This is a genomic window from Pseudomonas sp. 1121_17, assembly GCF_052850745.1.
Window position 1 is genome coordinate 557815 of the sequence record NZ_VXCX01000001.1, and the last position, 16298, is coordinate 574112.

Consider the following 16298-nt stretch of genomic DNA (forward strand, 5'->3'; position numbering starts at 1 on the left):
TCGTACAGGAGTCGCACATGGCCAAGCGTTCACGCCCGGCAGCGTTTATCGACGACCCGCTCTGGTACAAGGATGCGGTGATCTACCAGCTGCACATCAAGTCGTTTTTCGACGCCAACAATGATGGCATCGGTGATTTTGCCGGGCTGATCAGCAAGCTCGATTACATCGCCGAGCTGGGCGTCAACACGCTGTGGCTGCTGCCGTTCTACCCGTCGCCGCGGCGCGATGACGGCTATGACATTGCCGAGTACAAGGCCGTGCACCCGGACTACGGCAGCATGGCCGATGCCAAGCGCTTCATCGCCGAGGCGCACAAGCGCGGCCTGCGAGTGATCACCGAGCTGGTCATCAACCACACCTCCGACCAGCACCCGTGGTTCCAGCGCGCGCGCCATGCCAAGCGTGGCAGCAAGGCGCGGGATTTCTACGTGTGGTCGGACGACGACCAGAAGTACGACGGCACGCGGATCATCTTCCTCGATACCGAGAAGTCCAACTGGACCTGGGACCCGGTTGCCGGGCAGTACTTCTGGCACCGCTTCTACTCGCACCAGCCGGACCTCAACTTCGACAACCCGCGGGTGCTCAAGGCCGTTATCGATGTAATGCGCTATTGGCTCGACATCGGCGTCGACGGCCTGCGCCTGGACGCGATCCCGTATCTGATCGAGCGCGATGGCACCAATAACGAGAACCTGGCTGAAACGCATGTAGTGCTGAAAGCCATCCGTGCCGAGATCGACGCCAACTACCCGGACCGCATGCTCTTGGCCGAGGCCAACCAATGGCCGGAAGACACCCGGCCGTACTTTGGCGAGGGCACTGGCGACGAATGCCACATGGCGTTCCACTTCCCGCTGATGCCGCGCATGTACATGGCCCTGGCCATGGAAGACCGCTTCCCGATCACCGACATCCTGCGCCAGACGCCCGAGATCCCGGCGGACTGCCAGTGGGCGATCTTCCTGCGTAACCACGATGAGCTGACCCTGGAGATGGTCACTGACCGTGAGCGCGACTACCTATGGAATTACTACGCTGAAGATCGCCGCGCCCGGATCAACCTCGGCATCCGCCGGCGCCTGGCGCCGCTGCTGCAGCGTGACCGCCGGCGCATCGAACTGCTGACCAGCCTGCTGCTGTCGATGCCCGGTACGCCGACCCTGTACTACGGCGATGAGCTGGGCATGGGCGACAACATCTACCTGGGCGACCGCGATGGCGTTCGCACGCCGATGCAGTGGTCGCCGGACCGCAACGGTGGTTTTTCTCGCGCCGACCCGCAGCGGCTGGTGCTGCCACCGGTGATGGACCCGCTCTACGGCTACCAGACGGTCAACGTCGAAGCCCAGGCCCACGACCCGCATTCGCTGCTCAACTGGAACCGGCGCATGCTCGCTGTGCGCAATCAGCAAAAGGCTTTTGGCCGCGGCAGCATGAAGACCCTGACGCCGAGCAACCGGCGCATCCTCGCCTACATCCGCGAATACACCGATGCCAACGGCAATAGCGAAACCATCCTCTGCGTGGCCAACGTGTCGCGCGCCGCGCAGGCGGCCGAACTCGACCTGTCACAGTACGTCGATAGGGTGCCGGTGGAGATGCTCGGTGGCAGTGCCTTCCCGCCGATAGGCCAGTTGCCGTTCCTGTTGACCTTGGCGCCTTACGGCTTCTACTGGTTCGTCCTCGCCTCGCGTGAGCGCATGCCCAGCTGGCATGCCGAGCCTGCAGAAAGCCTTCCTGAACTGACCACATTGGTGCTGCGTAAACGTATGGAAGAGCTACTTGATGCCCCCGCACGAGACGCCCTGGAAACTTCGGTACTGCCGCAATACCTGCCCAAGCGGCGCTGGTTTGCCGGCAAGGAAGCACCGATTGACCAGGTTCGGCTGAGCTACGGCGTACGCCTGGCTACGGCCACCACGCCGGTGTTATTGGCCGAGCTGGAAGTGCTCAGCAACGGCGTGACCACCCATTATCAATTGCCGTTTGGCCTGCTGCCTGAAGACCAGATCCACAGCGCGCTGCCGCAGCAACTGGCCTTGTCGCGCGTGCGTCGGGGCAGTCAGGTTGGCCTCATCACCGACGCCTTCGTGCTCGAGCCGTTCATTCGTGCGGTGCTGCGTAACTGCCAGGACGGCACCGTGTTGCCTTATGAGCATGGGGAGTTGCGCTTCCAGGCGACTGACCTGTTGGCGCCGCTTGGGCTGGATGAAGACAGCCCGGTGCGCTACCTGAGTGCCGAGCAGTCGAATAGCTCGGTAGTGATCGGCGATTGCGTAGTACTCAAGCTGATCCGCCGGGTCAATCCGGGTATTCACCCCGAGCTGGAAATGAGCGCCTACCTGACCGCTGGCGGCTTTGCCAATATCTCGCCGCTGCTGGCGTGGGTCAGCCGAGTGGATGCGCAGAAAGAGCCAAATCTATTGATGATCGCCCAGGGCTACCTGAGCAACCAGGGCGATGCCTGGGCCTGGACCCAGAACACTCTGGAGCGCGCGATTCGCGATGAAATGGAGCCCACCCGTACCGACGCTGAAACGCACACCGATGCCCTGACCGAGCTCAACGGCTTCGCCGCACTGTTCGGGCAGCGTCTGGGTGAAATGCACCTGCTGCTGGCCACGCCGACCGAGGACGAGGCGTTCGCGCCACGCGCCAGCAGCGCCGACGACAGCGCCCGTTGGGGCGAGCAGATCAGCGCCGAACTGAGCCACGCGCTGGACCTGCTCGCGCAGCACCGCGATAGCCTCGACAGCGAAAGCCAGGCCTTGGTCGACGACCTGCAGCAACAGCGCGACGGCCTCGCCAAGCGCGTCGAGGAGCTGGCTCAACAGGCCCAGGGTGGCTTGCTCATGCGTGTGCATGGTGACCTGCATCTGGGCCAGGTACTGGTGGTGCAGGGCGACGCTTACCTGATCGACTTCGAGGGCGAGCCGGCCCGGCCGCTGCAGGAGCGCCGGGCCAAGCACAGCCCATATAAAGATGTCAGCGGCGTGCTGCGCTCGTTCGACTATGCTGCTGCGATGATTCTGCGCAGCGACTCGGCAGTAGACCTGTCCGACGCCGCGCGGCAGGCACGTCAGCGAGTAGCTAGGCAGTACCTGCACCAGTCACGTCACGCCTTCGTCGAAGCCTATGGTTTGGCCACTGCCGCCATGCCCCACGCCTGGGAGCAGGCCGACGGCGAGCGCGCGGCACTGGAGCTGTTCTGCCTGGAAAAGGCTGCTTACGAAATTACTTATGAAGCCGAAAACCGGCCAAGCTGGCTGGCCGTGCCTTTGCATGGTCTGCATGGACTGATCAGTACCTGGGGAGAGTCATAAATGAACGCAACCAAGCGTGACAACGGCGGCCTTCGGCAACGGGACATCGACGCCCTGGCCCGCGCCGAGCACGCCGATCCATTTGCCGTGCTCGGCCCGCACCCGGACGGTGCGGGCGGACAGTTTGTGCGTGCTTTTCTACCGGCCGCGCTGAGCGCCAAAGTCATTTCGCGCAGCGACGGCAGCGTGCTTGCCGAAATGCAACAGGGCAGCTTGCCCGGTTTGTTCAGCGCCCGCATGGCGCAGCCGCAGGACTATCAACTGGTAATCAACTGGGCCGGTGGTGAACAGGTCACCGAAGACCCGTACAGTTTCGGCCCGCAGCTGGGCGACATCGACATGCACCTGTTTGCCGAGGGCAATCACCGTGACCTGGCCGGGCGTTTTGGCGCCCAGCCAATGCAGGTCGACGGCGTCGACGGCGTGCTGTTCTCGGTGTGGGCGCCGAACGCCAAGCGGGTCTCGGTCGTCGGCCATTTCAACAACTGGGACGGCCGCCGCCACCCGATGCGCCTGCGCCATGGCGCCGGGGTCTGGGAATTGTTTCTGCCGCGCCTGGGCGTTGGCGAGACCTACAAGTTCGAAGTGCTCGGCCAGGATGGCGTGCTGCCGCTCAAGGCCGACCCGTTGGCACGCGCCACCGAGCTGCCGCCCAGCACTGCCTCGAAAGTGGCCGGCCCGTTGGGCCACGAATGGCGCGACCAGGACTGGATGGAGCAACGCGCCCAGCGCCATGCCTACAACGCGCCGCTGTCGATCTACGAGCTGCACGTGGGCTCGTGGCAGTGCGAGCTCAATGACAGCGGTGAAGTAGCCCGACTGTATAACTGGCGTGAGCTGGCCGAGCGCCTGGTGCCCTATGTGCAGGAGCTGGGTTTCACCCACATCGAGATGCTGCCGATAATGGAGCACCCGTTCGGGGGCTCGTGGGGATACCAGCCGCTGTCGATGTTCGCACCGACGTCGCGCTACGGCACTGCCGAAGATTTTGCTGCCTTCATCGATGCCTGCCACCAGGGCGGCATCGGCGTGATTCTCGACTGGGTGCCGGCGCATTTCCCGACCGATGAGCACGGCCTGGCGCGCTTTGATGGGACTGCGTTGTATGAGTACGAAAACCCACTGGAGGGCTTCCATCAGGACTGGAACACGCTGATCTACAACCTCGGCCGCAACGAGGTGCGTGGGTTCATGATGGCCTCGGCGCTGCACTGGCTGAAGCACTTCCATATCGACGGCCTGCGCGTCGATGCCGTGGCCTCGATGCTCTACCGCGACTATTCGCGCAAGGCCGGCGAGTGGGTGCCCAACCGCCATGGCGGGCGCGAGAACCTGGAGGCCATCGACTTCCTGCGTCACCTCAACGGCGTGGTTGCCCATGAGGCGCCTGGGGCCTTGGTTATCGCCGAGGAATCCACCTCTTGGCCCGGCGTCAGCCAACCGTCCCAGCAGGGCGGCCTGGGCTTTGACTACAAGTGGAACATGGGCTGGATGCACGACACCCTGCACTACATCCAGAACGACCCGGTACACCGCAATCACCACCACAACGAGATGAGCTTCGGCCTGATCTATGCCTACTCCGAGCATTTCATCCTGCCGATTTCCCACGACGAAGTGGTGCATGGCAAGCATTCGCTGATCGACAAGATGCCCGGTGACCGCTGGCAGAAGTTTGCCAACCTGCGCGCCTACCTGGCATTCATGTGGATGCACCCAGGCAAGAAGCTGCTGTTCATGGGCTGTGAGTTTGGTCAGTGGCGTGAGTGGAACCATGACCAGCAGCTGGATTGGTACCTGCTGCAGTACTCCGAGCACCAGGGCGTCAAACAGCTGGTTGGCGACCTCAACCGCCTGTACCGCGAACTGCCGGCATTGCACGAGCAGGACTGCCAGCCTCAGGGCTTCCAGTGGCTGATCGGCGACGACGCGCAGAACAGTGTATTTGCCTGGTTACGCTGGAGCAGCAGTGGCGAGCCATTGCTGGTCGTGGCCAACTTCACCCCAGTGCCGCGTGAGGGCTACCGGGTTGGCGTGCCGTTTGCTGAGCACTGGCAAGAGCTGCTCAACACCGACGCACAGGAGTACGCCGGCTCCAACGTCGGCAATCTGGGCGCCGTAGCGACTGAAGCGCTGCCGGCTCATGGGCAGCCGCTGTCGTTGGCGCTGAACCTGCCGCCACTGGGCGTACTGGTGCTTAAGCCAGCCAGCTGAATCCAGTCCGGGCAAGCCGCAGCCTCGCTGCAGCTTGCCCGGATCGGTTCACCAGCGCATCTTCACACCCAGGCTGCCAATCAGCCCATTCAGATCATTGTCGTCGACGTCGCTGCTGTAGTCGGCGCTGACGAACAGCGCCACATCCGGCGTCATCCGCGCCACCAGCCCCAGGCCAAGTTCGACCGTGGTCGACTTGCGCGAGCTGGAAATCTTGTCGACCTGATCCAGCTGTACGCCATCGGCGTTGCTGAAGTCGTACCAGACGTCTGTCCGCAGGTAGGGTTCGACCGGCGTTCCGCGTACATCATAACGGGCCGACAGTTTGGCCCCGACGCGGCCGCTCCAGTTCGGCTGGCTGTCGAACGCCTGCAACGTCGCCTCCTGCGCCTGGCTACCGGGGAAGAACTGCTGATTGATCAATTGCGCCTGCGGCTCGATCACCCAGCCACCACCCAGACCAATAGGCAAACCGCCCTCGACCGAGAAGGTCATGGCGTGACCGCTATCGTCCAGGCGCTGGCCGCTGTCGCTGCGGCCGCTGACGTCGATGCGCGTGCCCATGGCCACTGCATCCAGGTGCCAGCCCTTGTCATTGCTCATGCTCCAGTACACGCCCAGGCTTTCGCCGCTGAGGCTGACTGCATTGCGCTGCTTGTCGCCAAGCAGCGGGCGCATGCCGTTGAACGAGCTCCGCAGGTTGTTCTGGCCGGCGAAGATGCCGGCGCGGTGCAGGTTGCCGGCGGATGATTCGCGCACCAGCAGATCAGGTCCGACGATCAACTGCTGGCTGCGGGCTTCGAGCTGATTTTGCATTGGGGCGCTGCTGCGCGGCAGGCCGGGAAAAAGCTGTGCCCATTGGTTGGCGTCCACGTCAGGCAGGGGCCGCTGCTGACGCCCGCTCAGCCGTTCTGAGAGGGCGCTCAGGGTATTGATGTTCAAGCCGCTGGCGCTGACCGGATCAAGCGAAAACTGCGCCGGAGCCGGTTGCTGCAAGAGGCTGGCGAAGGGCTCGTCGTCCTGCTGATCGAAAGCAAAAGTTTCCACCGGGGTTGCCAGAAGCAGCGACGTGGAAACCGCGTAGAAAACATGCTCCATCCGTGATGGATGCGCTGTCTTGTTCATGGCGGTTCTCCTCTGTTGTCATTGAATACAGCCAAGGGACCTGGCCTGTTGTCACGGGCTGTACGGCACACATCAGAGGGCGACCCAAACCAGCACGCAGGGCGTGTTCAACGCGCACGAAGGCGCGCGCCAGAGCGCCCGGCGCGAAATATTTACTACAGTTGGTAAGTTCAGCTAAGGAGACCGCAGCGCTTGCGTCAAGAATCTGTGAGGGGCGTGTGGATGAACTGTAAATGGAGGTAAAGGATTGGAATCGTTGAACAATTCAAGGCGCATAGCGAGGATCGCTATTTGCCCTGAATTGGCTATGCCGAAACATTGCTAGCGGCGTGTGACTTTTCGGTGTGTGACCTGCACCTCTGCAGCGATACAGCGCAGCAGAGGTGCATCAGCCATCACCCGCACTCAGTCTTCGTCCCGCTCCAGCACCATCAGCAGGAACGAACGGCCGGTCACCTCGAAGGTGGTGCCGAACTCCAGCCGCTCAGCCTTGCGCAGCTCAGGTCGGTCGGTGTCGATCAGGCAGTTCCAGTGCTCGCCCTGTGGCACCGAAGGCAGCAGGAACGGCACCTTGTCGTGGTGTGAGTTGACGATCAGCAGCACGGTGGCCTCCGAGCCTGGGCGGGCGATGCCGCTGACCTGCGCACGGCCATCGATGAGCATGCCCAGGCAACGCCCGTGCGGATCTTCCCATTGCTCGACGCTCATCTCGTTGCCATCCGGCGCCAGCCAGGTGACATCCTTGACGCCGATCGCTTCGTTATAATCGCCGACCAGGAAGCGCGAGCGACGCAGCACCGGGTACTTCAGGCGCAGGCGGGTGAGGCGTTTGACGAAGGCCAGCAGCTCGCTACCTTCTTCGTCCAGGTCCCAGTTGATCCAGCCGATCTCGCTGTCCTGGCAATAGGCATTGTTGTTGCCGTGCTGGGTGCGGCTGAACTCGTCACCGGCAACGATCATCGGCGTGCCTTGGGCAAGCAGCAGGGTAGAGAAGAAGTTGCGCATCTGGCGCATGCGCAGGGCGGCGATCTCGGGATCTTCGGTCGGGCCTTCGACGCCGCAGTTCCACGACATGTTGTTGCTGGTGCCGTCCTGGTTGTTCTCGTCGTTGTCTTCGTTGTGCTTGTCGTTGTACGAGACCAGGTCACGCAGGGTAAAGCCGTCGTGGGCGGTGATGAAGTTGACCGAAGAATACGGGCGCCGGCCGCGGTTGTTGAACATGTCGCCGGAGGCAGTCATGCGCGCGGCAAAGTCGGCCAGCTGGCCTTCGTCGCCTTTCCAGAAGCTGCGCACGGTGTCGCGGAAGCGGTCGTTCCACTCGGCCCAGCCCGGCGCAAAGTTGCCGACCTGGTAACCGCCCGGGCCGCAGTCCCACGGCTCGGCGATCAGCTTGACCTGGCTCAGCAGCGGGTCCTGGCGGCAGGCGACGAGGAAGCTGTGGCGCTCGTTGTAGCCATCATGGTACCGGCCGAGGATGGTCGCCAGGTCGAAGCGGAAGCCGTCCACGCGCATCTCGCCGGCCCAGTAACGCAGCGAGTCGGTGACCAGTTGCAGCACGCACGGGTGGCTCAGATCGAGGGTGTTGCCGGTGCCGGAGTCGTTGATGTAGTAGCGCTTGTCATCCGGCATCAGGCGGTAGTACGAGGCGTTGTCGATACCGCGCATCGACAGCGTCGGGCCTTGCTCGTTGCCCTCGGCGGTGTGGTTGTAGACCACATCGAGGATCACTTCGAGGTCGGCGTTGTGCAGGTGCGCGACCATCTCCTTGAACTCGGCGATCTTGCCGCTGGCCAGGTACGCCGGGTGCGGCGCGAAGAAGGCGATGCTGTTGTAGCCCCAGTAGTTGCTCAGGTCCTTTTCCAGCAGGTGCTGGTCGTTGACGAAGGCGTGGATCGGCAGCAGCTCGATCGACGAAACGCCCAGATCCTTGATGTGCTTGAGCAGATCATCGTTGGCCAGACCGGCGAAGGTGCCGCGCAGCTCTTCCGGCACCGAAGGGTGGCGCATGCTGATGCCACGGGTGTGGGCTTCGTAGATGATGGTCTGATCCCACGGCACCTGCACCCGGTGGTCGCGGCCCCAGGTAAAGGCCGGATCGATGACCTTGCACTTGGGCACGAACGGGGCGCTGTCACGCTCGTCGAACGACAGGTCGCCATCGGGATGGCCGATGGTGTAGCCGAACAGCGCTTCGGACCACTTCAGGGTGCCGACCAGCTGTTTGGCGTAGGGGTCGATCAACAGCTTGTTAGGGTTGAAACGATGACCGTTCTGCGGCTCGTACGGGCCATACACACGGTAGCCGTAAACCAGCCCCGGGTGAGCGTCTGGCAGGTAGCCGTGATAGATCTCGTCGGTGTACTCAGGCAGCTCGATACGCTCGAGCTCCTGCTCGCCGCTGGAATCGAAGATGCACAGTTCAACCTTGGTGGCGTTGGCCGAGAACAAGGCGAAGTTGACGCCCAGGCCGTCCCAGGTAGCACCGAGGGGGAAGGGCATGCCCTCGCGAATGCGCGAGGGAGCAACGGAGCGGGTTTTCTTTTGGGCACGGGGGCTCATGGCAGACCTCGATGGCAAGGGGAATGGGTGGGCAAAGGTGGTCGTACGGCGGGCAACTCAAGCCAGCCCCGGCGCCGCTGCAAACTTGCTTTGCAGGACGGCGCCGGGGTACTGGAGGCGTTGAGCTCAACCGCTACGCAATTGTTGCGTTTCAGCTGCCGGCAGGTTTCTTCGCAGTGCGAGACTTCCTCGCGGCGGCTGGCTTTTCTGCTGCGCTGGCGGCAGGTTTGGCCTGTGCTGCTTTGCTCTGGGCGGCGCTGGGCTTTGGCTGCGCGGCAGCTTTGGGCTCGGCAGCGGCCTTGGGCTTGGCTGCAGGTTTTTTACGGGGCTCGGCCTGGGGCGAACTGGCTTCCGCTTCGACGAGCTTGCGGGCCATTTCCCAATGGCGTTCCTCATGACCCTCTGGCTTGCCTTCGGACTCCCAGATTTCGTAGGCAAACTGGCGAATACGCTTTTCGTTGGCACTCATCATGACGCTCCTGATACTCAAGATTGTTGTATCAACAGATTGACCGGGCATTCCGCCAATACGTCGCGCAAATTCAGCGCTCTAGTAGGGCTGACCGCGCGGCTCGCAAAAAGTCCAGTCCAATGTGCAGTGGACTCGGCAAACGGCAGAATCAGCTGTGTGTTGCCCCAGTTCTGCGCTGGGATCAACGGTGCGCTGGCAGTGCCCAGCAAGCTGCTGGCCAGGCGCGGCACCACCACGATGGCGCGCTCGCCCTCGGCAACACGGGCAAACGCGAGGACCTTGTCGGCATGTTCGCCCTGTACCTCCAGCGGCAGGTAGTCACCACGGCGGAACAGCTGCGGGTGCGCCATGCGCAGGTCAAGCACCTCGGCGATCAGCGCTTGCTTGATGCGCCCATCGCGCCATTGCCCAAGCAGCTCGGCCAGTGGCGTGCTGGCATCCAGCGTGGCCCGTCTCAGAGCGTAGTCGACCGGGCGCCGGTTGTCCGGGTCGACCAGGCTGAAGTCCCAGTACTCGTTGCCTTGGTACAGGTCTGGCACGCCCGGAGAGGTCATCCGCAGCAGGGTCTGGGCCAGGCCGTTGAGTGCGCCAGGGCAGGCCAGCGCCTGTGCAGCTTCAGCCAGGGAATTGCGCAGTTGCTGGTGATCACGCTCCAGCAACAGGCCATCGACAAACGCCGCCGAGGCGGCCTCGTAGGCCTCGTTCGGAGCACTCCAGGCGCTGCGCAGTTTGGCTTCACGCAGGGCTTTTTGTTGCCACTGACGGATGCGCTCGGCGTATTGCTCCAACGCGCTTTGATCGTTCAGATCAAGCTGCAGCGGCCAGCTGCCGAGCAGGGTCTGATACAGCATCAGCTCGTCGCCCGGGCTCGGCGCCGGGCCATCGTTCAGGGCCTCGCGCAGCGGCTCGGCCAGTTCGCGCCAGTGCTCGACACGGCCCGCCAGCCACGGCCCGCGTTCGCTGAGCACGGCCAGCCGAGCACGGCAATCTTCACCGCGTTTGTGGTCGTGGGTGGCGGTGGCCAGCAGGTTGTCGGGGAAGTCACGCAGGCGCCGCTGCGCTTCTTCATGGAACGCCTCGGGCGGTGCGCTGAATCGCTCGGCTTCAAAGCCGACGTCATTGCGCGACAACAGCCGCGCCGAGCGATAGAAGGCGGTGTCTTCAACCGCTTTGGCGGCGCTGGGCGCGGTCAGTTGCTGGAAGCGCACACAGGCATGGCGCAGCTGCTTGCGCGCCCGGCCCGGTGGCAGGCTGCGCCAGCGCTGGCCGCCGAGCCACTGCTCGAGCTGGGCCAGCAGCGGCCAGTCGGCTTCGCTGAGGGTCTGCCGGGCGGCAAGCAGGGCCTGTTGGAAGAACGCTTCGTCTTCGGCAGGGCGGCCGAGGGCATTGATGTAGGTGCGGTACACCGAGTAGTGCTCGACCAACGCCTGCAAGGCGCGGCGAATCGCGCCCAGGGTCAGGTCGCGGGTCATCAGGTCGTCGCGGGCCACTTGCAACAAGGCCTGCGCCACCGATTCGCAGTCGCCGGCCAGGCTCGCGTTGAGCACCAGTCTGCGCGCCTGACGGACTTCTTCCTCGAACTCGGGGCGTTCGCTGACTTCGCGCCAAAGCTCGGTCAACGGCGCCTCACCGGCCGGGTCGTGCTGCACCAGCGACACCTGGTTCATGAACTCGTAACCGGTGGTGCCGTCGGTCAACCAGTCCTGATGCAAGTGCTCGTCGACGCCGAGGATTTTCTCCACGTAGATCGGGAAGTGCTCCACGGCGGCTTCCACTGGCCGGGCGGCGAGCAGGCCGTCGACCCGTCGGCGCAGTTTGCGGCAGTAACCACGAGGGTCGGCAAGGCCATCGATATGGTCGATGCGCAGGCCATCGACCAGGCCGCGTTCGATCAGCTCGAACAGCTTCGCATGAGTCGCCTCGAACACCACCGAACGCTCAACGCGCAGGCCTCCCAGCTCGTTGATGTCGAAGAAGCGCCGCCAGTTGATGTCGTCGGCAGCGGTGCGCCAGCTGGCCAGACGGTAGCTTTGCCGTTCGAGCAGCTCGTGCAGGCGATGGAAGCCTTGCTCGCTGCTGCTGTCGAAGGCAGCCAAGGCTTGCTCCAGCGAGGTGCCGGCATTGACCCGGCGTGCCAGTTCGGCGTGCAGAGCCTGAGCGTCTATCAGCGGCTGCGCCGAACCGCGCAAGGCACTGAAGTGCTGAGCCAGGTCTTGCAGCTGTGGAATGTGGCTGAGGATCTGGCCGTAATCGGCCGGACAGATCGGGAATCGGTGATCATAATGAGCAACCTCGAGCATGCCGGTCGTGGCATCGAAGGTCAGCGGCAGTTCGCCGTTCTGCAGGGCCTGGCCATAATCGCTGCCGAGAAACGGCAGCAGCAGTTGACCGGCCAGCAGCGGGTCGGCGGAGTGCCACTGGATATCGAAGAATTCGGCGTAGGGGCTGCGTCGACCCCAGGCCAACAGGCTCTGCCACCAGGGGTTGTCGGCGCCACCGACGGCCATGTGGTTGGACACGGTGTCGAGAATGAAGCCCATGCCGTGCTTGCGCAGGGCGGCGACCAGGCGCAGCAAAGCCGCCTCGCCACCCAGCTCCGGGTTGATCTGGGTCGGGTCGACCACGTCATAGCCATGACGTGACCCGGCGCGGGCCTTGAGGATCGGCGAGGCGTACACATGGCTGATGCCCAGGCGGGCAAAATACGGCACCAGCGGCACTGCATCGTCAAGGGTGAAGTCGCTGTGCAATTGCAGGCGCACAGTTGCGGTCAAGGCTTTCATCGGTCACGCTCCCAAGCTTGCTCGCGGGCTTGCGCCAGCAGTTCCAAACGCCGTGCAGCGTCTTCGTCATCGAGTAATTCAGTCACAGGCTTGGTAAAACGCCGCCGCCAGTTGGGGTGGCCTTCGGTAGTGCCGGGCAGGTTGGGCTGCTCATCGCTGCCAAGCAGGTCTTCCAGCGGGATCAGTACCAGCGGCGCGCGGGTATGGCCGACAAAGCGGATAGCCGCGTCAATCAACTCGTCATCACCGGGCAGCGGGCCGTAGTTGCTTTCCAGCAGGCGGCGCAGGCCGTCGCACTCTTTTTGCCGGTCGTGACGCCAGTGCAGCTCTGCGGCGGCATCGAGCAACTGCAAACGATGGCTCCAGTCGATATCGCGGCTTTGCAGCCAGCCGGCGAGGGGCGCCAGGTCATGGGTGCCGGTGGTCGCCATGGCGTCGTCCGGCCAGTCCAGGACCGCCTTGAAGTGGCCGGTCGAGTGCTGCTCGAAAGGCAGTACGCGCATGCCCAGCAGGGCCTTGCTCGCCAGGGTTTCGCGCAGGCCGTCGGGCACCGTGCCAAGGTCTTCGCCAAGGATCACCGCCTCATGCTTGACCGATTCCAGCGCCAGCAGGCGCAGCAGGTCGTCGAGCGGGAAATTCAGGTACGCGCCCTCGCTGGGTTTGGCGCCGTTGGGGATCAGCCACAGCCGGCGCAGGCCCATGACGTGATCGATGCGCAGGCCGCCGGCATGTGCCAGGTTGGCCCGCAGCATTTCGATAAAGGCGCGGTAGCCGTTGCGCTTGAGGCCCTCTGGGGAGAACGCACTGATGCCCCAGTCTTGCCCCGAGCGATTGAGAATATCCGGCGGTGCGCCGACGGTCAGACTGGCCAGCAGTTCATCCTGCCGGCTCCAGGCCTGGCTGCCGGCACCGTCCGCACCCACGGCGAGGTCGGCGATCAGGCCGATGGCCATGCCGCCGGCAACTGCCGCCTGTTGTGCGCGTTGCAGGCTGCGCTCAGTCAGCCACTGACAAAAGGCATGAAACTCCACCCGCGACGGATGTGCGGCGGCCAGTGCTTCGACTTCAGGGTGGTGGGGGTCTTGCCAGTCCGGCGGCCAGTTACGCCAGTCGCTGCCAAGGCCTTGGGCAACAGCTTCGGCCTGCAGCAGCTCGAAGCGGCAATGCATCGTCAGTGGCTCGCCGGCCGCTGCGCAGAAACTGTCAAAGTCATCACGCAGCGGATGATTGCCCTGGTTGAAGTCTTTGTAGAGGACTTCCAGCACGCGCTGTTGCGCGTCGGCGGCCACCGGCCAGTTGACCAGCGGCTCCTGCTCAAGTGCATCGAGGGTTGGCTGCAACAGGCAGGCTTCCACAGCGAGGCGCACCGCGCGCTCACCGAGGACGGTGGCGGGGCTGGCATAGAGGCTGTTGAGCTGGAGCCGGCTGGAAGGCGAGTAGGGGCTGAAATGCTGCTGATCGGCGAGGCTCAAGGCATGGATGGGGCTGATCGCGATGGCGTCGGCACCGCGCTCGGCAGCGCTTCGGGCGAGTTGCTCCAAGGCCATGCAATCGCCGTAACCGCCGCCACCTTCCCGGCGCAGGCTGTACAACTGAGCGGCCAGGCCCCACAGCCGCGCAGGCGGCTCGTCAACGGCTTGTTCAAGGCTGTAACAGCGCGGCGGGCAGACCGCCACGGTGAACTCGCGCTGCTCGATCTGCAGTTGATGGTAACCAAGCGGCAGGGTGCCCGGCAGGCGCGCCTGCTCGTCCAGTTGCAGCTCGAGCGGGTCGCCGTTTTCAAGCACGCACTGCACAGCGCTGCCCGCCGGGAAGTAATGCACCAGCGACAGCGCCTGGTCGACCTCGCAGGTCAACAGCGGCGGCAGGTGCTCGCCGTCTTCGGCGTGTTCCAGATCACGCAGGCTGGCAGTGATCGCGGCATTATCGTCAGCAGGGTGGCCGAGGCCGGCCAGGACCTGGCGCAGGACATCGTCACTGACCTGTTGCGGGCGGTTGTTGGCGTCTATCCAGTCTCGGGCCAGGCCGGCCCGAGCGGCCAATTGGTGCAGGGGCGAGTCGCTCATGATGGTTCCAGGCCAGAAGGGATCAGGCTGACCACGCAACTGTGCGCGGTCAGGGAAGTGTCAGGGTGGGCATCGGCGCCAGTGTCGAACAGGCGCCAGCGGGCGGCGGGCAGGTTGGCGTTGACGGCAGTACCGCCCAGGTTGAGGTCGATGCGCAGCTCGCTGCCGTTGCCCAACTGCCAGCGCGCGCTGACGGCCTTGTCGCCGAGCACTTCGCAGCCCAGGGCGCGGGTGCCGGGCAAGTGCGGGACGATATGCCGAGCGCGCAGTTGCAGCAGTTGCTGGTACAAGCCGTGCCAGCCGGCCAGTACTTGCTGGCCATCGAGCCGTGAGGCGTTGAAGGTCGCGGCGGCGTTCGGGTCGGGGATCTTGGCGCGGGTATCGGGGTTGGCAAATGCGGCGAAGTGGGCAAACTCGCCGCGGCGCCCCTCACGTACTGCATCGGCCAGTTCGTCATGGAAGTCGGTGAAGAACACGAACGGCTGACAGCTGCCTTCTTCATCGCCCATGAACAGCAACGGGATCATCGGCGACAGCAGCAACAGCCCGGTTGCGGCACGCAGCGCCTGCGGCGGGCAGAGGCGGGTCAGGCGCTCGCCCATGGCGCGGTTGCCGATCTGGTCGTGGTTCTGCAAAAACAGCACGAACGAGGTCGGCGGCAGATGCCCGCTGGGTTCACCACGCGGGGTGCCGTGGCGAGTGTTCTGCCCTTGGAACACGAACCCCTCGCTCAGGCAGCGAGCGAGCTTTTCAACTGGACGGTCCTTGTAGTCTTCGTAATACCCTTCCACTTCGTCGGTCAGCAGCACGTGCAAGGCGTTGTGGCCATCGTCGTTCCACTGCGCGTCGAAGCCCTGTTCGAGCAGGTCGGCCTGATTGTGCTCGTTTTCCAGTACCAGCCAGACCTGTCGTCCCGGCTCTACTGCAGCACGCACCCGGGCGGCCAGTTCGAGTAGAAAATCCGGTTGGTCGATAGCATGCACCGCATCCAGGCGCAGGCCGTCAATGCGGTAGTCACACAGCCACATCAGGGCGTTCTGGATAAAGTACTCGCGCACCTCGGGCTTGCGAAAATCAATCGCGGCGCCCCATGGCGTCTGCCGGTCTTCGCGGAAAAACGGGTCAGCGTAGGCGTGCAGGTAGTTGCCGTCCGGGCCGAAGTGGTTGTAGACCACATCGACCATCACCATCAGGCCATGGCCATGGGCTTTATCAACCAGTGCACACAACTGCTGCGGGCTGCCGTAATTGTGCTGTGGAGCGAACGGCAGCACGCCGTCGTAGCCCCAGTTACGCTCGCCTGGGAACTGCCCCAAGGGCATCAATTCGATGGCAGTTACGCCCAGCTCAGCCAGCCGCGGCAGTTGCCCGGCGACGCCGGCGTAGCCGTCCAGCAGGCCGACGTGCACCTCCTGGATAACTGCTTCATGCCAGGGCCGGCCCTGCCACGGGTGCAGCCAGGGGTATGCAGCAAGATCGACCAGTTGGCTGGGGCCGTGTACGCCCTCGGGCTGATAGCGCGAGGCCGGGTCGGCCACTTCCAGTTCAGCGTTGACCCGATAGCGATAACGCCTGCCGGGCGGGCAGGCGACATCGATGCTGAACCAGCCATCGCTGTCACGCTGCATGAGGATTTCAGGTTGGTCTTGCAGTTGCAGGCTCACGCTGCGCGCATCCGGCGCCCAGAGGGCGAAGCGCGCCGACGTGGCGTCCAACATGTGTGCGCCATGTCTGTGCATCTTCGTAACTC

At 64.0% G+C, this 16298-nt stretch carries 8 protein-coding genes; 2 read left to right on the plus strand and 6 right to left on the minus strand.

Annotated features, from left to right (window positions below; translation table 11 throughout):
• Nucleotides 1-17: 17 nt before the first annotated feature.
• Both treS and glgB read left to right on the plus strand, forming a co-directional pair.
• Nucleotides 18-3329 (plus strand): maltose alpha-D-glucosyltransferase, encoded by a 3312-nt coding sequence (gene treS, locus FW789_RS02600; protein ID WP_186699341.1) that lies wholly within the window; start codon nucleotides 18-20, stop codon nucleotides 3327-3329.
• Nucleotides 3330-5543 (plus strand): 1,4-alpha-glucan branching protein GlgB, encoded by a 2214-nt coding sequence (glgB, locus tag FW789_RS02605; protein ID WP_446430838.1) that lies wholly within the window; start codon nucleotides 3330-3332, stop codon nucleotides 5541-5543.
• Nucleotides 5544-5591: 48 nt separating this feature from the next.
• On the opposite strand, the gene FW789_RS02610 is transcribed toward glgB, so the two are convergent.
• The 6 genes from FW789_RS02610 to treZ form a co-directional block, all read right to left on the minus strand.
• On the minus strand, nucleotides 5592-6668 hold the full coding sequence (locus tag FW789_RS02610) for an autotransporter domain-containing protein (RefSeq protein WP_446430839.1): 1077 nt from the start codon (nucleotides 6666-6668) through the stop codon (nucleotides 5592-5594).
• Nucleotides 6669-7073: 405 nt separating this feature from the next.
• Nucleotides 7074-9227 (minus strand): glycogen debranching protein GlgX, encoded by a 2154-nt coding sequence (gene glgX, locus FW789_RS02615; protein WP_103437915.1) that lies wholly within the window; start codon nucleotides 9225-9227, stop codon nucleotides 7074-7076.
• Between the two features lie 151 nt (nucleotides 9228-9378).
• On the minus strand, nucleotides 9379-9696 hold the full coding sequence (locus FW789_RS02620) for a DUF2934 domain-containing protein (RefSeq protein ID WP_207073043.1): 318 nt from the start codon (nucleotides 9694-9696) through the stop codon (nucleotides 9379-9381).
• A gap of 17 nt (nucleotides 9697-9713) precedes the next feature.
• Nucleotides 9714-12482, minus strand: a complete 2769-nt coding sequence (locus FW789_RS02625) for a malto-oligosyltrehalose synthase (RefSeq protein ID WP_446430840.1) — start codon at nucleotides 12480-12482, stop codon at nucleotides 9714-9716.
• Nucleotides 12479-14548 (minus strand): 4-alpha-glucanotransferase, encoded by a 2070-nt coding sequence (malQ, locus tag FW789_RS02630; RefSeq protein WP_446430841.1) that lies wholly within the window; start codon nucleotides 14546-14548, stop codon nucleotides 12479-12481. The genes FW789_RS02625 and malQ overlap by 4 nt, the downstream gene beginning before the upstream one ends.
• Nucleotides 14545-16287 carry a malto-oligosyltrehalose trehalohydrolase gene (gene treZ, locus FW789_RS02635; protein ID WP_446430842.1) on the minus strand — a complete coding sequence of 581 codons (1743 nt, stop codon included), beginning with the start codon at nucleotides 16285-16287 and terminating at the stop codon, nucleotides 14545-14547. Before treZ ends, malQ begins: the two co-directional genes overlap by 4 nt.
• Nucleotides 16288-16298 lie beyond the last annotated feature (11 nt).